The 22,105-nt window shown below is 60.3% G+C and carries 18 protein-coding genes; all 18 read right to left on the reverse strand.

Features of this window, described 5'->3' with window-relative positions; genetic code table 11:
• Positions 1-47 precede the first annotated feature (47 nt).
• The 18 genes from hflX to IDH41_RS14775 all read right to left on the reverse strand — a co-directional run bounded on the left by hflX (position 48) and on the right by IDH41_RS14775 (position 22,050).
• Positions 48-1,337 (reverse strand): GTPase HflX, encoded by a 1,290-nt coding sequence (gene hflX / locus IDH41_RS14690; RefSeq protein ID WP_190862250.1) that lies wholly within the window; start codon positions 1,335-1,337, stop codon positions 48-50.
• 27 nt (positions 1,338-1,364) lie between these two features.
• Complete coding sequence (locus IDH41_RS14695; RefSeq protein WP_190862252.1) at positions 1,365-2,351, reverse strand: AAA family ATPase; 987 nt, start codon at positions 2,349-2,351, stop codon at positions 1,365-1,367.
• Positions 2,352-2,439: 88 nt separating this feature from the next.
• Positions 2,440-3,120, reverse strand: a complete 681-nt coding sequence (locus IDH41_RS14700; protein ID WP_223829734.1) for a YdcF family protein — start codon at positions 3,118-3,120, stop codon at positions 2,440-2,442.
• Positions 3,117-3,674 (reverse strand): DUF402 domain-containing protein, encoded by a 558-nt coding sequence (locus IDH41_RS14705; RefSeq protein WP_190862254.1) that lies wholly within the window; start codon positions 3,672-3,674, stop codon positions 3,117-3,119. Before IDH41_RS14705 ends, IDH41_RS14700 begins: the two co-directional genes overlap by 4 nt.
• A 232-nt stretch (positions 3,675-3,906) precedes the next feature.
• A complete protein-coding gene (locus tag IDH41_RS14710) occupies positions 3,907-4,557 on the reverse strand; it encodes a peptidylprolyl isomerase (RefSeq protein ID WP_190862256.1) in 651 nt (216 codons plus the stop codon).
• Positions 4,558-4,561: 4 nt separating this feature from the next.
• Complete coding sequence (locus IDH41_RS14715) at positions 4,562-7,042, reverse strand: transglycosylase domain-containing protein (protein WP_190862258.1); 2,481 nt, start codon at positions 7,040-7,042, stop codon at positions 4,562-4,564.
• A gap of 154 nt (positions 7,043-7,196) precedes the next feature.
• Positions 7,197-7,442: an RNA chaperone Hfq gene (hfq, locus tag IDH41_RS14720; protein WP_190862259.1), complete on the reverse strand. Its 246-nt coding sequence runs from the start codon at positions 7,440-7,442 to the stop codon at positions 7,197-7,199.
• Positions 7,439-8,470 (reverse strand): tRNA (adenosine(37)-N6)-dimethylallyltransferase MiaA, encoded by a 1,032-nt coding sequence (gene miaA / locus IDH41_RS14725; protein ID WP_223829735.1) that lies wholly within the window; start codon positions 8,468-8,470, stop codon positions 7,439-7,441. Before miaA ends, hfq begins: the two co-directional genes overlap by 4 nt.
• Positions 8,467-9,243, reverse strand: a complete 777-nt coding sequence (locus IDH41_RS14730) for a class I SAM-dependent methyltransferase (protein WP_190862262.1) — start codon at positions 9,241-9,243, stop codon at positions 8,467-8,469. The genes miaA and IDH41_RS14730 overlap by 4 nt, the downstream gene beginning before the upstream one ends.
• The gene (gene mutL, locus IDH41_RS14735) at positions 9,240-11,279 is read right to left on the reverse strand and encodes a DNA mismatch repair endonuclease MutL (protein WP_190862264.1); all 2,040 of its coding nucleotides are present in this window, start codon (positions 11,277-11,279) and stop codon (positions 9,240-9,242) included. The genes IDH41_RS14730 and mutL overlap by 4 nt, the downstream gene beginning before the upstream one ends.
• Before the next feature lie 28 nt (positions 11,280-11,307).
• On the reverse strand, positions 11,308-13,929 hold the full coding sequence (mutS, locus tag IDH41_RS14740; RefSeq protein ID WP_190862266.1) for a DNA mismatch repair protein MutS: 2,622 nt from the start codon (positions 13,927-13,929) through the stop codon (positions 11,308-11,310).
• 347 nt (positions 13,930-14,276) lie between these two features.
• Positions 14,277-15,773 (reverse strand): putative amidoligase domain-containing protein, encoded by a 1,497-nt coding sequence (locus tag IDH41_RS14745; RefSeq protein WP_190862268.1) that lies wholly within the window; start codon positions 15,771-15,773, stop codon positions 14,277-14,279.
• 124 nt (positions 15,774-15,897) lie between these two features.
• The gene (locus IDH41_RS14750; RefSeq protein ID WP_190862270.1) at positions 15,898-16,461 is read right to left on the reverse strand and encodes an outer spore coat protein CotE; all 564 of its coding nucleotides are present in this window, start codon (positions 16,459-16,461) and stop codon (positions 15,898-15,900) included.
• Positions 16,462-16,668: 207 nt separating this feature from the next.
• On the reverse strand, positions 16,669-17,637 hold the full coding sequence (locus IDH41_RS14755; protein WP_190862272.1) for an aromatic acid exporter family protein: 969 nt from the start codon (positions 17,635-17,637) through the stop codon (positions 16,669-16,671).
• Positions 17,638-17,677: 40 nt separating this feature from the next.
• Positions 17,678-18,475, reverse strand: coding sequence for an ABC transporter permease (locus IDH41_RS14760; protein ID WP_223829751.1), 798 nt, complete (start codon positions 18,473-18,475; stop codon positions 17,678-17,680).
• 70 nt (positions 18,476-18,545) lie between these two features.
• Positions 18,546-19,349, reverse strand: coding sequence for an ABC transporter ATP-binding protein (locus IDH41_RS14765; protein ID WP_223829736.1), 804 nt, complete (start codon positions 19,347-19,349; stop codon positions 18,546-18,548).
• Between the two features lie 32 nt (positions 19,350-19,381).
• Positions 19,382-20,392, reverse strand: a complete 1,011-nt coding sequence (locus IDH41_RS14770) for an ABC transporter substrate-binding protein (RefSeq protein WP_190862276.1) — start codon at positions 20,390-20,392, stop codon at positions 19,382-19,384.
• A gap of 140 nt (positions 20,393-20,532) precedes the next feature.
• Entirely contained in the window at positions 20,533-22,050 is a 1,518-nt protein-coding gene (locus tag IDH41_RS14775) for a carboxypeptidase M32 (protein WP_190862278.1), read from the reverse strand.
• Positions 22,051-22,105: the final 55 nt, after the last annotated feature.

Consider the following 22,105-nt stretch of genomic DNA (forward strand, 5'->3'; position numbering starts at 1 on the left):
TCCGTATCTTCTCCCTGAACGTAATTGTCGATCAATCCGTTCGCCTCTTAATGGACGTACGGCTGCAGCGAACGGCCATGCTGCTCGTATTGCTGCTTGCTGACGTGCACCGTCAGCTTCATCGTATCTTCGTTAACTTCCTGCCGAAGCACCTCGCCGCTCCGGTAAGCAAGCGCGATTAAATCGCCGCGCTCCGCGGGAAGGTGGAACGTAAGCGTATCGCCGCTCAGCTTGTCCTGAACCGTCTGCCGAAGCAGCTCCAGATCCTCTATCTCATAGGCGCTGATGACCAGATTGTCCCCGCCCGTGATCGGAAGATTGGGCAACATGCCCTTCTCCCGGCACAGATCCTTCTTGTTGTAGACCATGACCATCGGCTTGTCGGCCGCGCCTAGCTCGCCGAGAATATGATGCACGACGCGGATTTGTTCGTCGCGCATCGGCGAGCTGCCGTCGATGACATGCAGCACGAGATCGGCCTCGAGCACCTCTTCGAGCGTCGCGCGGAAGGCGGCCACGAGATCATGGGGCAGGTTCTGGATAAACCCGACGGTATCGGTCAGCACCACTTCGCGACCGTTCGGCAGCGTAAGCGCGCGCGAGGTCGGATCGAGCGTGGCGAACAATTGATTCTCCACGTACACGTCCGCCTGCGTAAGCTCGCGCAGCAGCGTCGACTTGCCCGCGTTCGTATACCCGACGAGAGCGACCTGGATGACGCCGGACTTCCTCCGGCGTTCGCGGTGCAGCTTTCGATGGCGGACGACTTCTTCCAGCTGCGCTTTGAGATCCGAAATGCGGCCCCGGATATGGCGACGGTCCGTCTCCAGCTTCGATTCGCCCGGACCGCGCGTGCCGATGCCGCCGCCGAGGCGGGACAAGTTTTTGCCGTGGCCCGATAGACGCGGCAGCAAGTAGCTGAGCTGTGCCAGCTCGACCTGGATGATGCCCTCGCGCGTTTTGGCGCGCCCCGCGAATATATCCAGGATCAGCTGCGTCCGGTCGACGATTTTCAAATCAAGCGCTTCTTCCAGGTTCCGTACCTGGGCGCCCGATAGCTCCTGGTCGAAGATGGCGGTCGTGGCGCCGAGCTCATCGGCCAGCGCCTTCACCTCCTGCACCTTTCCTTTGCCGATAAACCATTTGGAATCGACGTTTTCCCTGTTTTGCGTCAGAGCGGTCAGCACCTCGACGCCGGCCGTTTCCGCAAGAGCGGCGAGCTCCTGCAAGGAATGCTCGTGATCGGCGCCTCCGCGCTTGTCGTCCGGCGTCACCAAGCTGATCAGAATGGCTTTCTCCGCCATATTCATGTTCGTTTCGTATGTTTTGCCGTTCATGGCATGCTCCTTCGCATGGTTAAGTCGTTACGGCCTGTTCTCCCATTTCAAATCCTCCGGGCGGATCGACATGAGCTCCTGCTTCGGAGGCACCGAATTCGCGTACTGGGTAAGCAGGCGAACGGCATGATACCGGATCGCTTTCTCGATCGAATTGCGGACATACCGCGCGTTGCTGAACGAGAACATCGCGCTTTGCTTCTCCTGCATCAAATGCTGCCTTAATTTAAATATCGTCTGCGGCTGCAAAATATAATCGCGTTCCTTCGCCATCAGCTCGCTGATTTGGATCAATTGGTCGATCGAGTAATCGGGAAACTCGATCTGGATCGGGAACCGCGAGGGCAAGCCCGGATTCGTCAGCAGAAAATCCTCGATCTCCGCCGGGTAGCCGGCCAAAATGAGGACGAACTGGTTGCGGTGGTCCTCCATCGCTTTCACGAGCGTATCGATCGCTTCCTTGCCGAAATCCTTCTCTCCGCCCCGGGCGAGGCTGTACGCTTCGTCCACGAACAGCACGCCGCCGATCGCCTTGCGCACGAGGTCGCGCGTTTTTTGCGCGGTATGCCCGATGTATTCGCCCACGAGATCCGCGCGTTCCACCTCGATGAGATGGCCTTTCGCAAGTACGCCCATCTTCTGGAACAGCTTCGCGACGATGCGGGCGATCGTCGTTTTCCCCGTTCCCGGATTGCCTTTGAAAATCATATGATAGACCTGTGAACCGCCGGATAGCCCGGCTTCGGTTCTCATCCGGCTAATATACAGCAGCGCGTAGATTTCGTACACGAGCGCTTTGACGTTATCCATGCCGATCATCGTCTCCAGCTCTTTCTGGATATCGGCGTAATGGTCCATGCTCGGCAGCGGCTTAACCGCCTGAAGCGGCTCGGAATCGAGCGCGTGGGCGGATGCTCCGGTTTGAATGGGATCTGGGCTTCTTAGCACCACGTTGATTTGGCGGGAAGGCCTTGCGGATCCATTTCCGGGTCCCGATATGACGTGTCCACTCATCTGTCGCATCACCTGTCCTTTGCATCGAAGCTATGGCGGCTGACCGCACTACAAGTTTATTCTAGCTTGCAGCCGCATATTAGCAGATTCACAGCTTCGATTCGGATGGACCGATTCCTAGCGCCAGGAGCAAGGAATCCAGCTTCCACTTCGTGAAGGCAAGCACCTCGCGCGTTTCGTTCAGGACGGGATTCAACACCTTCGATTTCGTGGCGGCAACCTGAAATTGCCCGTAATCAAGCCGCTTCGCCACTTCCTTCGCCCTTGCGGCATGGTAATCGTGCGTAATGACGACAAGCGATTCGAGCCCGCTCGCGTCGGCGACCGCTTTGCTGAACAATAAATTTTCGTACGTGCTGGTCGCTTTATTCTCTAGCAACAGCTTGTCAGCCGATATACCTTTTGCTTTCGTCAAATATTCGCGCATGCCTTCGGCTTCCGTTATCGTCGCGCCGTTCGCGTCCAGTCCGCCCGTCAAAATCAGCTTGTCCACGATGCCGCCCTGGACGAGCTCGGCGGCGTAATCGAGCCGTTCCTTCAGCGCGGGACTGGGAACGTCGTTCCAAAGCGCGGCCCCGAGCACGATGCCCGCCTCCGCTTTGGCGACCGGTTTGTCCGACGGAAACCCGTTGATCAGCCAAAGCAAATAGCCGCACCAGAAGACGCCCGCTACGACGAGCCAAGCAGCCAAACGAAAAAGGAGCAGCCACGAACGAGTTTTTTTGGCACGTTTGCGCGGTCTGCTCCTGCGGCCGGTCGCGGCCATCATGATTCGCTCAGCTCCCCTGTCTTCTCGAGCAGGCTTTTCCTATGCTTAAGGCTGAGCGTGAAGTAACGGAACCTTCCGTTGCGGATGCTTGAGAGCAGCCTTCCCGCCGTCTTGCGGGCCAGCGCCGCGTCCTTGCCGCTCACGTCGCCTTGTCGGATCGCATCCTCCAGCTCATCCTCGTCCATGAGGAACACTTCCCCGCTCGGCAGCACGACGACGTCCAGGTACAGGTCGTCGAACCAGGGCACCTGCTGATCGGTCAAGCCCTGCGTCTTGCATACGTCAATGTACCACTGCACGACGCGCCCCTTATCGTCGAACATCGTCGTCACGACGAAATGCTCGCCCCTCGGAAAATGCTGCATCCACAAGTAACCTCGATCGGCAAGGCATAGACGGCGTCCATTGTATTCTTTCCAAAGCGGTTCCCGCAATTCGTGAATCCGGTAAAACGTTACGAGCCCTTTGAACTCCTCGCCGTCAAGCGCCAGACACGTATAGCTCTTGCGCAAGATACGCCGCCAGTTCGCTCGGTCGGAAAATTTTCTCTTCATACGGAACGTACCTTTCCGGTCATTTTGGAAAAGCCCGCAGAAATATGCGACTGCTCCTCGTTGTATTGCCCAAATATTCGGTCATGCAGCGACTAACGACGATTGACAACATCCTATAAAAAAAGATTACCATATCTTAACGTCCATCTCCAGCCGACAGTCAAAATAAACCAAGCCGGCGCCCGCCTTACGCCAAAAAAACCGCCGCCCGGTCGGGGGCGGCGGTTACTCTTCAGCTCTCGGCGATGGCGATCGATTCAATAATGACGCGCTCGCTCGGCTTGTTGTCTTTCACCGGCGTTTTGGCGATTTCCATCACGATGTCCATCCCGCTCTCCACCTTGCCGAAGATCGTATAGTTCGGCTCGCGGTTCAAGTTCTCGGCATCCTCGCCGGTGCAGATGAAGAACTGGCTGCCGCCGGAATTCGGCTTGCTGAGATTGGCCATGGCGACGATGCCTTCCTCGTACTTCCGATCCGTGTCCAGCTCGTCGGGGATGGAATAGCCCGGCGTGCCGGTCCCGTTCCCTTGCGGATCGCCGGATTGAATCATAAACTTTTCGATAATGCGATGGAACGTCAAGCCCTCATAGAACCCTTCGCGCGCAAGGAAAACGAAATTGTTCACCGTGACCGGCGCCTCGTCAGCGAACAAAAGGACGGTAAAATCGCCTTTGCTCGTCCGAAACTTCGCTTTGTACGTCTTATCGAGGTCAATCGTCATCTCGGGCATCTTGCTCCAGCTCATCGTCTTGACGGCGTCGGCGGCGCTGTCGCCGCCTTGCTTCGAGCCGTCATCCTTGCCGCCGCAGCCTGCGAGCAGCAGCGCCATAATGAGCGCTGCCGCAAGCAGCCGGAATTTCCTTTGATTGCTTAACGTCATGACTCTAACCACCCGTTCCTTGCGTTATGCCTCCATCGATAGCGCCGCCGTCCGCATTGCCGGCGTTACCGTCGCCAGTGCCGCCGTCCCCGCCCGCATCCGGAGGGATGGTAGGCGTACTCGGCTGTTCGCCGCCTCCGGGATCCGTGCCGTCCGGAAGCTCCGGAGGAAGCGTCTCGCCTTCATCCGGCGGCAGCTCGCCGCCGTTGCCCGGATCGGTAGCCTCTCCGCCATCGGGATCATGCGGATCGGGCTCCATCGGAATTTCCGGAATGTCGATCTCGGTTTCCGGAATTTGGACCGTTATCGTCGGTGAAGGATCGCTCTTCCGATCGTTCTTCGCATCGTAGGCGACGACGTAGTATTGGTACGTCATGCCCGGGAACGCGCTCATGTCGTCCACGCTGGTCTCCAACGAATCGACGAACCGAATGAAATCCGGCTCAGAAGCTTCCTTCCGGAACACTTCGTACGTCACTTCGCCGTCAGGCAGCGGATCCCAGGAGAGGTGAACCTTCGCTTCCTCCGGCAAGTAGACGGCGTTGAAATTCTCGATTGCCGCCGGCGGCTGCTCTTCCTCCTGAACGTCCTGCGGCTTCTTGAAGGCGTCTTTCTTCACGCCCTTCATTGCGTCTCGCATAACTTTCGAGAACAGGGCGGCAGACTGCACGCTGCCGTTATCCAGAACATGGTTCTCGTCCGTCTTATCGTAGCCCATCCAGACCGCCGCTGTCCACTCCGGCGTGTAGCCGACGAACCAGGCGTCCCGCACGCCGGAGCCTCTGACGCCGAACTGCGTCGTTCCCGTCTTGCCCGCCACCGGACGGTCGATCGCCGCTCTCGCGCCCGATCCGCCCTTCTGAACGACCGTCTGCATCATTTCCGTCAAATACCAGGCGGTCTGCGGCGACATCAATGGCTTCGCTTCCGGTGCCTTATACGTGTACGGCGTCGTGTTTCCTTTGCCCTCGATCTTCGTGATCGAGTGGGGGTCGACCGATTTGCCCCCGTTCGCGAACACGCTGTACGCGGTCGCCATCTGGAACGGCGTCGCGGCGTTCGAGCCGAGCGCCAGCGTCAGGTTCGAGTCGTTGTCGGTAATCTTGAAGCCGAGCTTCTCCGCGAACGCCTTCCCTTTGCCGAGGCCGATTTCGTTCAGCATCCAGACGGCCGCGAGGTTTCGGGAATCTTTGATCGCCTGCGTCATCGATACGGGCGTCGCCCCCCACCGGTCGTACGGACAATAGTCGCCGAAGCATTTCTTGTCGTTGGCCAGCGTCGTCCAAGGGAAGTAATCGCCCGACTCGAGCGCAGGTCCGTACGCGACGATCGGCTTGAAGGACGAGCCCGGCTGCCTTGTGACGTTGACGCGGTTCAGTCCCTTCTTCACATAGTCGCGGCCTCCGGTGAGGCCCTTGATCGTGCCGTCGCGATGGTCGATGATGATCATCGCCGCCTCGACCTGGCGTTCGTCCTCGCTCTTCTCGAAGTTGTCGTCGTCGTCGAACTGCTTCTCGATCGACTTCTGCGCCTGCTGGTTGAGCGTCGTATAGATCCGGTAGCCGCCGATCCGCAGTTCTTCCTCGGTAACGTTCATTTTCTCGATCGCCTCATCGACGACGAAATCGACGAACGCGGGGTACGGGTCTCCGGTGTTCTCCTCGATATGGGCCGGCGGCTCGTACACGACGGCCTTCGCCTGCTCCATCTCCTCGGCCGTAATGTAGCCTTGGTCATACATGAGCTTCAAGACGACCGCGCGGCGGTTCATCGAATCCTCCGGATTTTTGATCGGATTGTAGCGGTTCGGCGCCTTCGGCATCGCCGCCAGCGTCGCCGCCTGCCACAGCTCGAGATCCTTCAGCTCGGCATCGAAATAATAGCTCGCCGCATGCTTGACGCCATATATGTTCTTGCCGAAAAATATCCGGTTCAAGTACATCGTCAAAATTTCGTTTTTGGACATCTGATGCTCGAGCGCGACGGCGATCGACGCCTCCGTCGCTTTGCGGAAAAACGTCTTGTCCGCGGTCAGGAACACGTTCTTCGCCAGCTGCTGCGTAATCGTGCTGCCCCCCTCTACCGCGCTGCGCGCGATGACGTCCTTCACGACGGCGCGGCCGATCGCGAAGAAGTCGATGCCCGAATGCTCGTAGAAGCGCTGGTCCTCCGTCGCGACGATCGCGTTCAGCAGCTGCTCCGGTATTTCCGAAAATTCGGCAACCTCGCGGTTCTCCTCCGCGTTGTACAATCTTGAAATCTCGTTGCCATCCGCGTCGAAGATGATTGACGCTTCTCCGAAGTCGAGCTTGCTGCCGTTCTCGGCCAAAATTCGTTCTCCGTTCAAAATAATTAGCAAATACCCGATGATGCCGCAAACGATCGCGATGACCGCCGTAAAAAACAAGCCATAGAACCATTTGCGTCCCGACGCTTTCTTCTTCTTCTGTTTCGCTGCAGTCTTGCTGCGTGGTCGATCAGCCATAGCCGACTCCCCTCCTGCTCTAATCCAAATTCCGTCCGCTCTATATTTTGCCGCGAAATGAAAAGAACAACCCAGCTTGGAGCGGGTTGCTCTTCCATGCCGCTATCTAGTTAAACGAAGCTTCATATTAGAAAGTTTCACTTGCTGCCGCCGCCTAGGATTCGACGCCTCCGTTATCCTGCTGCATCAAGGATACGTTCCTCTGCGGAGTGAACGTGGAGATCGCGTGCTTGTACACCATTTGCTGACGGCCTTCGCTGTCGATAATGATCGTGAAATTATCGAAAGCTTTAATAACGCCCCGGATTTGGAATCCATTCATCAAAAAAACCGTGACCGGTATATTGTCTTTGCGCAGCTGATTCAGGAACGTATCTTGAATATTGATTGTTTTGTTCATTGGACGTTACCCCCGTCTAAAAAAGATTGATTAGAAGTATATTCAAGATCAACTTGAAACTTTCCTGCTATTATACCATGAATCGAGAGCAAATTGTTGTGAAAATTTTCCCGCATGTCGATCCAATGAATATCCTTCATGTGGCGGAACCAGGACAGCTGGCGCTTCGCGAACCTGCGCGTATCCCGCTTGAGGCGCTCCGCTGCGGCTTCGAGCGTGCACTCGCCGCGCAAATATTCCGCGATCTCCTTGTAGCCGAGACCCTGCATCGCCACGGCGTTCGGCGGCCTCTCCGACGCCAGCAGCCTCCTTACTTCGTCCACGAGTCCCTGCTCCAGCATCAGGTCGATGCGCAGCTCGATACGGCGGTACAGCTCCGCGCGGTCCATCGTGAGTCCGACGATACAAAGTTCGTAGGGCGATTCTTTTTTCTGTCCCGCCTGCTGCTCGGAGAACGTCAGCCCCGTCAAATGATGCACCTCGAGCGCCCGGATGACGCGGCGCGTATCGTTCGGATGAAGCCGCTCGGCCGCCTCCGGATCGATCGCCGCGAGGCGCGCGTGCAGCGCTTCGTTGCCGTGCTCCGACGCATAGCGCTCCTGTTCCTCGCGAAAAACCTCGTCGGAGCCGTTGTCGGCGAACCGGTAATCGTAGCATACCGATTCGACGTAGAGACCCGTTCCCCCGACGATGAACGGAAGCTTGCCGCGCGCCGCAATCCCGGCGATCGCCCGCGTCGCTTCGGCCTGGAAATCGGCGGCGGAGAACGGCGTCTCCGGGTCGCAAATGTCGATCAGATGATGCGGGATGCCTTCGCGTTCTTCCGGCGCGATCTTGGCCGTACCGATGTCCATGCCCCGGTATACCTGCATCGAATCGCCGGAAATAATCTCGGCGTTCCACGCTTTGGCGATATCCAGGCTCATCCGCGTCTTCCCTACCGCGGTAGGGCCTATGAGAACGAGCAGCGGCTGCTTGCGCTTCGCTTCACCCGCAGCCGGCTGCCGCTCGTTGTTTTGTTCGATCAAAGCTCTATCACTCCATATGCGATTTTGGACGAGTTCACGTGCTTCCGCTCGAAGCCGAGACGGGCGAATTCGCCGCTTGCCTGATGCTCCTTAAGCACGACGCTCTTGCGGGCGACGCGCTTCGCATGCTCGACCACCTCTTCGGAGAGCGCGTCCATGTTCGCCATCGCCCGCAGCGGCTCCATCGCGCTCGATTCGCGGATCGGCTGCCGGAACATCGGATCGAAATAGACGATATCCGCGCTCTTATCCGGAAGCGAGCTTAAATAGTCGCCATGATTCATGCAGCGCAGCTCGATTCTCCTCATCGCCGCGTTCACGTCCGGTAGCCCCGTCTCGTACCCGGCGAGCCCTAATCGGACGATTGCGCACAGCACCGGCTCGCTCTCGATCGCCGTCACGCTTCCTTGCGGTCCCGCCGCGTAGGAGAATACGAGCGAATCGGCGGCCAAGCCGGCCGTGCAATCGATGACGCGGTCCCCCGCCTCGCAGCCGGACAGCTCGATGAGCGGATCGGTGTCCCCTCTGCGCAGCCGCTTCACGCGGACGAACGCCATGCTGGGATGAAAATAAAACGGGCTGTCCGTCTGTCCTTCGTAATAACGGACCTCTTGCTCCGTCACGACGATGAGCCTCCCGTCCTCGCTCATCGCCATCAGCTTGCGTACGGTCAGGTTGCCGCGCGGCTTAAGCGTCGCGGACAGCTCCCGCGACAGATGGGAAGCCTGTCTAGCGATGCGCTCGGAGGGCTGCGCGGTTGTGGTTACGATCACGACATCACCCGCTTGAACATTTTTTCGAGCTGGTAGGTCGACAGATGGACGATGATCGGGCGTCCGTGCGGGCAAGTATACGGCTGCCCGCAGCGCGACAATCGTCCGAGAAGCGCTTCGCCCTCCTCCCGGCTCATCCGGTCGTTCGCCTTGATCGACGCTTTGCAGGCGCACATAATCGCCGCTTTCTCGCGCAGCTTGGCGATGTCGATCGATTTGCGCTCGGCAATGAGCAGCTCCGCCATCTCCTCGACGAGCGCCTTCTCCTCGCCCGCGGGCATCCATTCCGGATAGGCGCGGACGAGAAACGTCTGCGCGCCGAACGGCTCGAGCTCTACGCCGGCTTGCGCGAATAGCGGGAGCAGCTCGCGGAGCTGCGCCGCATCGCCAGGCGTAAATTCCAGCGTCAGCGGGACGAGCAGCTGCTGGCTTGCAGCTTCAGGATTCCCAAATTTATGAAAGAAGTATTCATAATTGATCCGCTCGTGCGCGGCATGCTGATCGATGAGGTACAGACCATCCTCGGACTGGGCGACGATGTACGTGCCGTGATGCTGCCCGATCCAGTGCAGCTCGGGAAAGGCCGGCTTCTTCGGCTCCTCTTCCGGTTCGCCGGACGGCCGATCCAAGGAGGCCGGCTCGGAGACGGGATATGCATCGGGCGGCGCCAGCGTATCGAGATAGGCAGGCGTCTCGCCGGCAGATTCCGCTGGCGTATCGTGCGAAGCCGCGGGAGCGGCCTGCGCCCAGACCGCCGCGGCTTCGCGCAGGGCCGTGGGCTCCGTCTTCGCCGGCGACGGCGGCGCGTACAGCTTCTCCATCGCCTGGGGCGGGATCTGCTCGCGTTCGGCCTTCGGTACGGCCGGATAGGCGGCACTGGGGCGATTCGCGGATTGGCTTTGTTGACCGTACGAGCCGAAGTTACTTAGCTGCGACGGCTTGACCTGTTCTTCCGCGGGCTCTGGCCGGTGGAAGGAAATCGCGTCCTGCACGAACAGCGGCTTCGAACGGTCCTGCCTGCGGCTCGATTCGGGTCCGGGGATATGCCTTTGGCGAGAAAGCACTTGCTTCACGGCGTCCTCGATCAGCGAGCGAAGATCCGCCTCCTTGCTGAATCTGACCTCCATCTTAGACGGATGGACGTTGACGTCCAGCAAGCCCGGATGCATGCCGATCTCGAGCACGGCCAGCGGGTACCGGTTGATCGGCAGCAGCGTATGGTACGCCTGCATCAGCGCCTGATTCACCGCATGGCTGCGGATATAGCGTCCGTTGACGATCGCGGTAATGCCGTTCCGGTTCGCCCGCGTCAGCTCCGGCTTCGAGATGAAGCCGCGAAGCTCGTAATCCGAATTTTCCGCTTCGACGGGAAGCATGACCTTGGCCGTGTTGCTCCCGTAGACGGCGGCGATCACCTGCAGCCTGTCCCCCGTGCCAAGGGTCCGCAGCAGCACGTTGCCATTATGCTTGAACGTGAACGCGATGCCCGGGTGCGCGAGGGCGATCCGATTGACGTAATCCGATATGTGCCCGAGCTCCGTCTGGATCGCCTTCATGTATTTGAGGCGGGCAGGCGTATTGTAAAATAAATCCTTCACCGTCATGTCCGTGCCCTGAGGCGAGTTCGCCGGCTCGTCCGCCGTAATGGCGCCGCCCTCGATGACAATGCGCCGGGCGAGGCCGGAGGAGGAATCGGCCGAGACGCACTCGAGCCGGGACACGGCGGCGATGCTCGGGAGCGCCTCTCCACGGAACCCGAGGCTGGCGATGCGGAACAAATCGCTGCTCGTCGCGATTTTGCTCGTCGCATGCCGCTGGAAGGCGGTGGCGATGTCGCCGGCCTCGATGCCGTAGCCGTTATCGGCGACGCGAATGAAGGCCAGCCCGCCTTCCTCGATCGTAATGTCGACGGTCGTGCTTCCGGCGTCGACCGCGTTCTCGACAAGCTCCTTCACGACCGACGCGGGGCGTTCGACGACTTCGCCGGCCGCGATCTGGTTGGCCAGCTGCTCGTCCAGCACTTTGATTTTACCCATGGGGCGCCTCCTTTCGTTCCGAACCCGGTTATTGGTTCAGCTTGATCTTCATATCGTTCAGCCACTGCATCGCCTGCATCGGCGTAAGGTTGAACAAATCGAGCTTGCGGAGCTCGTCGGCCAATTGCTCGGCCTTCGGGCTCGCCTTGCGGCGGCCGGACCCGGACTCGGTTGCCGCGGCCGGCTCGTCGAACATCGACAGCTGGACGATGGCCCGCGCCTCGGCCACGCCATCCGGCAGCTTCTTCGGTTCGGGGGCGATCCGCGCCGACTCGCTTCCGTCCAGCAGCTCGTACGCCCTGCCGATAATGGACTGCGGCAGGCCGGCGAGCTGCGCGCAATAGATGCCGTAGCTCGTGCTGGCCGCTCCCGGCACGAGCCTGCGAAGGAACGTCACGTTGTCGCCGCTTTCCTCGACGGCCATGCGCGCGTTCGCGAGCGAAGGAAGCGACTCCTCGAGATGGGCGAGCTCGTGGAAATGCGTCGATACGAGCGCCTTGCAGCCGATATGATGATGCACGTATTCGATGACCGCCTGCGCGATGGCCATCCCTTCGCCCGTCGACGTGCCGCGCCCAAGCTCGTCGATAATGACGAGGCTGTTCGAGGTCGCCTTTTCCGTCATCGTCTGGATATCCTTCATCTCGACCATGAACGTGCTTTGTCCGCCGATCAGGTCGTCGGCGGCGCCGATGCGGGTGAAGATCCGGTCGATTAACGGAACGACCGCCGACTTCGCCGGCACGAAGCAGCCGATCTGCGCCATGACGCAAATAAGGGCGACCTGCCGCATATACGTGCTTTTGCCCGCCATGTTCGGGCCGGTGATGAGGAGCATCCACTGCTCGTCCTTCAGCAGGGAGGTGCCGTTCGCGATGAACGGCGCGCCGTCCATCATCGCTTCGACGACCGGATGCTTGCCTTCCTCGATATGCAAGTCGTACCCTTCGCTGATCCGAGGCCGTGCGAACCGTCGCTCGGCGCTTACGGTCGCGAGCGATTGATAGGCGTCAAGCTCGGCGATGACGCCGGCAGCCTTCTGCAGCCGGTGCAGATGCAGCGCCAGATGGTCGCGCAGCTCGATGAACTTCTCGTACTCCAGGTCGATCATTTTGTCCTCGGCCTCGAGAATGAGCCTCTCCTTCTCCTTCAGCTCCGGCGTGACGAACCGCTCGGCGTTGGCGAGCGTCTGCTTCCGCTCGTACCGGCCTTCCGGCAGCATGCCGAGGTTCGCCTTGGACACCTCCAAGTAATAGCCGAACACTTTGTTATAGCCGATCTTAAGCGACTTGATCCCCGTCGCCTCGCGCTCCTGCCGCTCGAGCTCGGCGAGCCACTTCTTCCCGTTCGTGCTTGCCTCGCGCAGCTGGTCCAGATAGTCGTCGTATCCGGAACGAATGAGGCCGCCTTCGCGGATGGAAACCGGCGGCTCGTCGACGATCACCGTCTCGATCAAGTCGGCCAGGTCGGCGCAATCGTCCGTCCCTTCCACGACGGCTTGCAGCGTCTTCGAGCCCGATTGCCCGCACAGCGCCGTGAGCCGCGGGATGCGGCGAAGCGAGCTGCGCAGCGCGTTCAGGTCCCGCCCGCTCGCGTTGCCGAACGCCACTCTGCCAACCAGCCGCTCCAAATCGTAGATCGGCTGCAGCTCTGCCCGGATATCGTCCCTTAAGATGAGATCCAGGTACAGCGTCTCGACGGCGTCAAGCCGCGCTTCGACGGAAGCCTTGCTCAGCAGCGGCTTGTCGATCCAGCGGCGGAGCAGCCGGGCGCCCATGGACGTCTGCGTCCGGTCGAGCAGCCACAGCAGCGAGCCTTTCTTGTTCCGGTCGCGAACCGTCTCGGTCAGCTCCAGGTTCCGCCGCGTATAATGATCCAAAATCATATATTGGTTCGGCTCGTAGGAATGAATGGTTCGGACATGGCCCAGCGAGCGCTTCTGCGTCTCGTCCAGATAGCCGGTCAGGACGCTGACCGCGCGGTAACGGGCGCCGGACAGCCGGCTCAGCTCTTCCTCTCCGTACTGCGCGGCGAGCTTGTCTTCCTCCATCGGCTCTCGCGGCGTCAGCGCAAGGTGCCGGCTCCAAACCGCGGCCGCTTGCACTTTGTCAAGCAGGCTCCCGTCGCCGATCAGCTCGGACGGCTGATACACGTTAATCTCGTCGATCAGCGATTCCATCTGCTCCGGGAAAGAAGTAACGTACAGCTCGCCCGTCGACAGGTCGCAGGCCGCTAAGCCGAGCATGCCGCCCACGCGCACGACCGCGGCGATGAAGTTGTTCGTTTTGCCGTCGAGCGCCTTCGTCTCCATGACGGTACCGGGCGTTATGATGCGTACGATTTCGCGCCGAACGACGCCTTTGGCCGCGGTCGGGTCCTCCACTTGTTCGCAAATCGCGACCTTGTAGCCTTTATCGACCAGCCTGCTTATGTAATTCTCGGCCGAATGATACGGCACGCCGCACATCGGTATTTTCCGATCGCCGCCGCCTTCCCGCCCGGTCAGCGTAATTTCGAGCTCGCGCGAAGCATGGATCGCGTCTTCGAAAAACATCTCGTAAAAATCGCCCAGTCTAAAAAATAAAAAAGCGTCCTTCGCTTGCTCCTTTACCGAAAGGTACTGCAAAATCATCGGAGTATAGCCAGCCATCCCGATCCTCCTCGCAACTAAACACATCAGATATCTATTATAGCAAGCGGAACAGACGTGCGCCATACAAGGGAGTCTCTGAGACTCGAAGGCTGGTCGTATCGACTGGCGGCGCGGTGAAAGCTGGGAGACCGGGCGGCGTTCGATAGAGGCAATACGTTGGGAGCTGGGAGCGGTGCGCGAGCGAAGGCAATCGTCGAGAGATGGAGGCAGAGCGGTGAAAGTTGGACGATACAGCAACATCCTGCTTCAATAAACGGATTCATTGCGACAAAGAAACTGGAGATGAAACCAAACCGCATACGCGGCAAAAATAAGGCGGCACTAGAGAACGTCTAGTGCCGCCTTCACTCCGGCATCGGAATGCGCCACTTCGCGCGGATGTCCGCGCTCTCGTCCCAGCGCGACCCGCGCCGCGCCGCTTCCAGCAGCGGCTCGATGTACCGCTCGAGCCCGCTGTAGCTCGCCGTGGCGGCAAGCGACGACGCCACGCCGTCCAGGCAGCCGGCCAGCTCTTCGCGGTCGCCGGCGTAATAGGCCGCCGCATACCGCTCCTCCAGAGCCGGTATGTAGGCCAGGTTCATCGCTTCGCGCGCGCACAGCAGCGCAAGCGCGAAGGCGGCTTTGGCCGCTGCCGGCGAGACGAGCCAGCTCGGCAGCGTCCGGTACTCGAACCCGCCATGCGGCTGCGGCCGGAAGTCCCCGAGCGTTCCGTAACGGGGACGGCGGGCCCGCCCGGCGGGGTCCTCCACCAGCGCGAGCGGGAATGCCGCGAAGCTGTCCAAGAGGCGGAGCAAGCGCGCGGTAAGCGGCGCTCCGCTGATGTGGATGTGCCCGCCGAGCGCCAGCCCCGGCACGGGCATCGCCCCGGCGGCCCAGCGCAGCGCGGGCTCGCCGATCCGCTCGGCGGCGCGCAGCATGAGCCGCCGCAAGTTCGCGGCCAGCTCGGCCGGTTCCCGGGCCGGCTCGGGCCGCAGCTCGGCGACGGGGAACAGCACCCGCCGCCTCACGAGCACGGCGTCGGCGCCGGCAGCCCCGCCGACGCCCGCGCCGAAAAAACGCGACGCCGAAGCGATCTTTCCGGCCGGCGTCACCAGCACGAACTCCGGATCGGCGCCGATCAGCAGCTCCCGCCGATCCGCATCGCCGGCTCCCGCCGCCGCGTGCCAGGCGGCGAACCGCCGCAAAGCCGCCGCCTCCAGCCTCGCGTCGCTCAGCTTCGGCCACGCGTCGCGGACGGCCGTGCGCCCGTCCCCGCCGAGCGCCACCTCGGCCTCGCCGATATCGAGGCCGAGCGCATACAGCGCCTGGACGGCCGTGCGAACAACCCGCCGCATCGCCGGATCGTCCGGCCATTGCCCCATGGCGGGCAGCGCTTCCGCGTCCGCGTGCCCTCTACGCTCCCTGCCGCCGCTCGAGTTCATGCCGGCCGCCGGCATCGCCTCCCGCTCGCTCGGCCTCCCAAGCGGCTTGCCCGAGCGGTCGACGCGGACCATGCTCGCCGGCTCCAAATGGACGACGGCGATCCGGTACAGCCGCTCGCTCTGCAGCGGCTTGCCGCCGCACAGGCCGGCGCGCCGCCAGACGAGCCGCTTCTCCTCCTCCGTCATCCGCGCCGCGAGCGAGCCGTTCTCGTTCAGCACCCAGACGCCCGGCATGCGGCCGCCGTCCAGCTTCCGCGCGTCCGACCAGGCAAGCACCGCGTCGCCGGGCTTGACGGCCGACCACGGCTTCGCCGCAAGCGGCATTCCGTTCATCTCCCCCGCCGCATGAGCCTGCCCCGCTTCCCGGGCGATCAGCTCCAACCGGTCGTAGCTGCCGCGCCAAATCCAGGTAGAAGCCATCAGGCGCCCCTTCCTTTATCCATGTAATCGCTAACGCGAAAAATAAAAAAAGAGGAGGGCTTTCGCCCTCGATTTTGCCGCTCGCGCAGCATATGATACATTAACCGCAAAGCCTTCCGGAGGCTTAAAGCTCGTCGTCCAGCAAATCCGGATCCAAATCCTCGTAATCGCTGTCGCCGAGGCTGAACTCCATGTCCTTGCCGTCCAGGTCGCCGCAACCGCCTGGAAGAACCGCGACGCATACTTTCGTCTCGGCGACGAGCTCCACCGCAAACTCCCGTTCGACGCGGACGACGACGTTTGCGCCGTTCGAAGAAATATTCGCTTCGATGCAGTTCGGCTCCTGAAGCACGTCGGCGGAAACTTCCTCGGTAGAAGGCCGATGCTTCGGATCTACATAAGAGAGGTTCACGTGCTCGACGTAGTGCACCGATTCCTTTGCGACGTCCGTTTGCGAATTTTTGCTGTACGAATACCAGATGTTGATATCGTAAGTACCGATTACCTCAATGCCGTCTCCCGAACGAACCGCCTCGTACTGATGGTTGATGATCCATGCGCCCAAAATGCTGGTCGGATGATGAGGCGGAGTCACGGTATGAGTTACGGTGGAAAACTTACGACCCTTGCCGCAGACAGCTTTCGTCATTATTTCTCTGTACTGGAGCTGTTTATCTGCAATAGTCATTGATTTAACCTCCTCCATACAATCATTCATTTAAAGTGTATGCAGGACATTCGTCTAGGGTGACTGTTTCTTTTTCCGAAATATAAGAATCTATAAGCGATATTCCTCTCTCGATTCCTATATCTCTCCGCGGAAACGGTTGCTAGCCGCCATGGCGCCGCTGCAGCCGTCTACGCCCGCCTCGCACGAATTTTTTCCCTCTATATTCTATGGCCGAAGCTCGCTTGTCAGAACCTTTCTTTTTTTCAGCCTCTTCGCGATGGCGAGATACCTTTCCAGCTCGTGCAGCAGCATGCGCAGCGCGGCCCGCACCTCGAATTCGTCCCGCGACTTCGGCAGCTCCATCGTCCGGAACGACTCCGACAGCCGGTTCAGGCTTACCTCGACGGAGCCTTCGTAGACATCGGACTTCACGTCGCCGGACAGCCGCTCGAACAGCTCCGCGATCATCGCGGCCTGCGGGACCTCCTCGAAGACGCAGGCGAGCGATACGAGCATCTGCTGGATCGAATCCAGCTGCTGGCGCCTCATTTCGAAGTAGGTCGGCCAGTACGTCTCTCCGCCCCATAGCCGGTTTTCCCGATTGCGCGCCGACTGCTGCGCCCCTTCCTCCACCGCCTGGATGGCTTCCAACAGTTCGCCGCCGTTCCATACATGCTCCGGATTCCGGAGCGTCAGCGACATTTCTTTGAAAATGACTCCGAAACTTTGCTCGAGCTGCGAGCGGTACGAGGAGAGCCGGCGTTCGTCCTTCGGCATATAGGCGATATTGACGAGCGTCGCCCAGCCGAGGCCGGCGATGAGCAGCAAAATTTCGTTCGCGATGACGTCGGTCGTCACCTCCGCTCGGTCGAACAGATGGAAGACGATAACCGAGCTGGTCACGATGCCGTCCTTCAGCTGAAACCGCGACAATACCGGGAACGTGAGCAGGATGAAGATCGCGACCGCCCAAATGTGAAAGCCGAATACCGTAAAGATGAACGATGCGAAAAAAAGGCCGAGCACGGAAGCGACGAAGCGGACGAAGGCGCTCTTCAGCCCCTTCATCCGCGTCACTTCGACGCCGAGTATGGCCAGAATCCCCGCGCCGAGCGGCGGCTCCAGCCCTAAATAAACGGCGGTATATATGGCGGCGATGGCTGCCAGCGCCGTCTTGACGATCCGAATTCCCATGACAACATTCCTCGCAAGCGGTAAGAGTTATTCCTCCATCCTACCGCTCGCGCCAGCCCGCCGTCAACTTCCGCTCGAGCGCCGATACGAGCTGGTACATGATCGTCGCGACGACGGCGATCACGATCAGGCTGGACAGCACGAGCGTGAAGTTGAACACTTGAAATCCGTAGATGATCAAGTAGCCGAGACCGAGCTTCGCAACGAGAAATTCGCCGACGATGACCCCGACCCAGGCCAGCCCGACGTTTACCTTCAGCGTCGAGATAATGACCGGGAAGGAGCCCGGCAAGATGACGAGCCGGAACAGCTGCGAGCGCGTCGCGCCGAACAGCCGGACCACCTTGACGTAACCGCTGTCGATCTCGCGGAACCGGTTATATATGTTAATCGTCGTGATGATGACGGTGACGGACAGCGTGACGGCCACGATCGACATGAAGCCGGGCCCGAGGCCTACGATGAAGATCGGCCCGAGCGCTACCTTCGGCATGCTGTTCAATACGACCAGGTAAGGATCGAATACCCGGGACAAGAACGGGAACCACCAGAGCGCGGCCGCGATCAGCGTGCCGAGCAGCGTGCCGAGCGCGAAGCCCGCGACGGTCTCGGACACCGTCACGCCGACATGCGGCCAAATCGAGCCGTCCGCCATCGTCCGCCACAGCTGGTCCAGCAGCTTCGTCGGGTAGCTGAACAGAAGCGGGTCGATCCACTTCCGCCTTCCGGCGAACTCCCATAGGCCGACGAACAGCGCCAGCAATACGATCTGCGTCGCGATGACCGCCGTCGTAAGGCGCAGCTCGCGCTGCTTGAAGCGGACGTGAAGCTCGTTCATCCAATCCCGCCGGTCCTCCCGGATGCCCGATACATTCGCCAGCTCCTCCTCATCGTCCGACCGATTGCGGTCATTGTCCTCCATCGCTCTCCCCTCCTTCCTCGTCCTGCGCGTCCAGCTCCGACCACAGCCGCTCGAACAGCTCTTGAAAGCCGGGCAGCTTGCGCGCGTTCATCGGGGAAGCGAGCCGGATCTCATCCGGAACGGCCAGCTCGCAGCGAATGCGGCCCGGATTTCGTCCGAGCACGATGACGCGGTCGCTCATCGCCGCCGCTTCCGCCAAATCATGCGTCACGAGCACGGCCGTTTTGCACAGCCGCTTCAACGTTTGATCGACCAAGTCCTCCAGTTGAAGCTTGATATGCAAATCGAGCGCCGAGAACGGCTCGTCGAGGAGAAGCACCTCCGGATCGGTCGCCAGCGTACGGGCAAGCGCCACCCGCTGCCGCATGCCGCCCGACAGCTCGTGCGGGAAGCGATGGCCGGCTCCGGGCAGTCCGACCTCCTCGAGCAGCGCGTCGACCGCCTCCATCGAGCTTCTCGTCTTGCGTCCGCTAATTTCAAGACCCACGGCGGCGTTGTCCCTTATCGTGCGCCATGGGAACAAATAGTCCTGCTGCAGCATATAGCCCACTTTAGGCGATGGGCCTTGCACCCGTTCCCCGCTCAGCAGCACCCGGCCTTTGGTCGGCGGGAACAGCCCGGCCAGCAGACTGAGCACCGTCGTCTTCCCGCAGCCGCTAGGGCCGACAAGGCTGACGAATTGTCCGCGCGAGACGGTCAGATCGATGTTCTCGACGGCGAGCGAGGCTCCTTTCTCGTTCACGTATACATGCGATAGCCGCTGCAGCTCAAGCACCGAATCCCGTTTCAAGCCCAGAGCCCCCATTTCCTTCCGCACGGCGTTTAGTTGACCGCTTCGATCGCGTTCTCCGCGAAGCTGGTATCGACGAGCTCGCTATGCTCCGTCCGCTTCTCCAGCTCGCCGGCCGACGTTATGACATCCAGCAGATTGTTCCACTCCGCTTCGTCGATGATCGGGTCGGAAGCGAAGGAGCCTTGCTGCTTATAACGGTCGATCGAGCTGATCAGAATATCGCGGTCGACGTTTTCGAAGTACGGCAGCACCGCGTCCGCGATCGCCTCGGCGCTGTTTTCCTCCACCCAAAGCTGCGCTTTATGAATCGCGTTCGTGAACGCCTGAACGGTCTTTTCGTTTTTGTTCATGTAGCTCTGCTTCGCCATGAAGACGGTGTAAGGCAGCAGACCGCTCTCCGTGCCGAACGAAGCGACGACATGGCCCTGGCCTTCCTTCTCGAAGATCGAAGCCGTCGGCTCGAACAGCTGCACGTAATCGCCGGTTCCGGATGCGAAAGCCGCCGGAATGTTGGCGAAATCGACGTTTTGGATCAGCTCGAGATCCGCTTTCGGATCGATTCCGTGTTTCTTCAGCGTGAATTCGCCCGCCATTTGCGGCATGCCGCCTACGCGCTGGCCGAGAAAGACGCTGCCCTTGAGCGAATTCCAGTCGAAGCTGTCGTCCGCTTCCCGCGCCACGAGGAACGTGCCGTCGGTTTGCGTCAACTGCGCGAAGTTGATGATCGGATCGTCGGATCCTTGCTGATAGACGTAGATCGACGTCTCCGAACCGACGAGCGCCACGTCGATCACGTTCGAGAGCAGCGCGGTCATCGTCTTGTCGCCGCCCGGCGTCGTCGTCAATTCGACGTTCAACCCTTCCTCTTCAAAAAAGCCTTTCGCGATGGCGACGTATTCCGGCGCGTAGAACAGCGAGCGCGTCACCTCGCCGATCCTTACGGTCGCCTTCCCCGAACCTCCGTTGCCGCAGCCGGCCAGCACGGCCGTCGCGGCGAGCGCTGCCGCAAGCAGCAGCGACATAAAATTGCGTCTCTTCATTAAGCGTCCCTCCTGCGCATTTGCGACTTCTCGATGTACTCCAGCCTATGCGCGATTGGGCTCCGCGGTGAATGGCGGCACAAAAAGAAGGCTGCCCGCTAGTCGTTCCAGACGACCGGGCAGCCTTCGGTTTCCTTTCCTTATTGAAGCTTGTATATATCCGTATATTTATTCGTTAAATACGTAACCAAATGCTGCGGATCGAGCGGTTTGCCGGTTACACTCTCGATGAGCTCGGACGGGGTCCTCAGCTTGCCGTACCGGTATATCCGCTCCGTCAGCCACTGCTTGATCGGCTGCAGCTCGCCGCGTCCGACGAGCGACCAGAAGCCGTCCAGCTCCCGCTCCATCGTATCCGCGATTTGCGCCGCGTACATGTTCCCGAGCGAATACGACGGGAAATAGCCGAACGCCCCGCCCGACCAGTGCACGTCCTGCAGCACGCCTTCGGCGTCGCTCGGCGGCGTAATGCCGAGGTATTCCTTGTATTTCTCGTTCCAAATCGCCGGCAGGTCCGAAGCCTTAGCCCCTTCGTTGAAGATCAGCTTCTCCATCTCGTAGCGGATAATAATATGAAGGTTGTAAGTGAGCTCATCCGCTTCGATCCGGATAAGGGACGGCTTCACGACGTTATTGCCGCGGTAAAATTGATCGACGTTTACGTCGAGCTTGCCCGGGAAGCGCTTCTGAAGCTCGCCGAAGTAGCGTTCCCAGAACGGTCGGCTGCGGCCGATCACGTTCTCCCAGAAGCGGGACTGCGATTCGTGTATGCCCATCGACGTTCCGGTGCACAGCGTCGTGCCGATCAGCTCTTCCATGATGTTTTGCTCGTAGAGGGCATGGCCGCCCTCGTGGATCGTCCCGAACAGCGCGCTCGTGACGTCGTTCTCGAGGTACCGCGTCGTAATCCGGACGTCCCCGGGGCTAAGCCCCGTCGCGAACGGATGCACGCTTTCGTCCAGCCGGCCGGCTTCGAAGCTGTAGCCCATCTCGTTCAGTATGTATAGGCTGAATTCCTTTTGCGCCGGCTTATCGAACCGTTGGCTCAGGAAGGACGTATCCGGCTGATGCGGGGAAGCCGCGATGGCGGCGGCCAGCGGAACGAGCTTGGCGCGCAGCCCGCCGAATACGCGGTCCAGCTCGGACACCGTCATCCCCGGCTCGTATTGATCGAGAAGCGTATCGTAGCGGGTATCCTTCGGTCCCCACAAATCGATGAATTGGTTCGTATACGCGATCACCTTCTCCAAATAAGGCTGGAAGCCGGCGTAATCGTTGTCCGCCTTCGCTTCCTCCCATTTCGATTCCGATTGCGAGGCGAGCACGACGTATTCCTGATACAGCTTCGGCGGAATTTTGACGCTGCGGTCGTATTCCTTCCTCGTCTCCGACACGAGCCGCCGGTCGATTTCGGACAAGCCGCCATAGACGTTCTTCTCCTCCAGCGTTTCCAGCCATTCGCCGAGCTCCGGCGAAGTGGACAGCTTGAACATGTCGCCGGATAACGCGCCGATTACTTCGGAACGATGATCCATCCCTTTGCGCGGCGCGCCCGTGCGCAAATCCCAATACAGGACGCCGAGCGCTTCCTCGTAGCTTTTTATTTTGCTTACGTTTTCTTTGAAGCGCTGCAGCGCTTCGTCTTTGTTTGCCGGCATCGTTATTCCGCCTTTCTTCATTGAATGATCGCATTCCAATCGCTGGAACGTAACT

Origin of the sequence: Paenibacillus arenilitoris, assembly GCF_014705655.1 — a bacterium.
Taxonomy (GTDB): domain Bacteria; phylum Bacillota; class Bacilli; order Paenibacillales; family Paenibacillaceae; genus Pristimantibacillus; species Pristimantibacillus arenilitoris.

Excerpts from the sequence above, each read along its gene's own strand:
- hflX (WP_190862250.1), bottom strand. The coding sequence starts at position 1,337 with ATGAACGGCAAAACATACGAAACGAACATGAATATGGCGGAGAAAGCC.
- IDH41_RS14695 (WP_190862252.1), bottom strand. The coding sequence starts at position 2,351 with ATGAGTGGACACGTCATATCGGGACCCGGAAATGGATCCGCAAGGCCT.
- IDH41_RS14700 (WP_223829734.1), bottom strand. The coding sequence starts at position 3,120 with ATGATGGCCGCGACCGGCCGCAGGAGCAGACCGCGCAAACGTGCCAAA.
- IDH41_RS14705 (WP_190862254.1), bottom strand. The coding sequence starts at position 3,674 with ATGAAGAGAAAATTTTCCGACCGAGCGAACTGGCGGCGTATCTTGCGC.
- IDH41_RS14710 (WP_190862256.1), bottom strand. The coding sequence starts at position 4,557 with ATGACGTTAAGCAATCAAAGGAAATTCCGGCTGCTTGCGGCAGCGCTC.
- IDH41_RS14715 (WP_190862258.1), bottom strand. The coding sequence starts at position 7,042 with ATGGCTGATCGACCACGCAGCAAGACTGCAGCGAAACAGAAGAAGAAG.
- hfq (WP_190862259.1), bottom strand. The coding sequence starts at position 7,442 with ATGAACAAAACAATCAATATTCAAGATACGTTCCTGAATCAGCTGCGC.
- mutL (WP_190862264.1), bottom strand. The coding sequence starts at position 11,279 with ATGGGTAAAATCAAAGTGCTGGACGAGCAGCTGGCCAACCAGATCGCG.
- mutS (WP_190862266.1), bottom strand. The coding sequence starts at position 13,929 with ATGGCTGGCTATACTCCGATGATTTTGCAGTACCTTTCGGTAAAGGAG.
- IDH41_RS14745 (WP_190862268.1), bottom strand. The coding sequence starts at position 15,773 with ATGGCTTCTACCTGGATTTGGCGCGGCAGCTACGACCGGTTGGAGCTG.
- IDH41_RS14750 (WP_190862270.1), bottom strand. The coding sequence starts at position 16,461 with ATGACTATTGCAGATAAACAGCTCCAGTACAGAGAAATAATGACGAAA.
- IDH41_RS14755 (WP_190862272.1), bottom strand. The coding sequence starts at position 17,637 with ATGGGAATTCGGATCGTCAAGACGGCGCTGGCAGCCATCGCCGCCATA.
- IDH41_RS14760 (WP_223829751.1), bottom strand. The coding sequence starts at position 18,475 with ATGAACGAGCTTCACGTCCGCTTCAAGCAGCGCGAGCTGCGCCTTACG.
- IDH41_RS14770 (WP_190862276.1), bottom strand. The coding sequence starts at position 20,392 with ATGAAGAGACGCAATTTTATGTCGCTGCTGCTTGCGGCAGCGCTCGCC.
- IDH41_RS14775 (WP_190862278.1), bottom strand. The coding sequence starts at position 22,050 with ATGCCGGCAAACAAAGACGAAGCGCTGCAGCGCTTCAAAGAAAACGTA.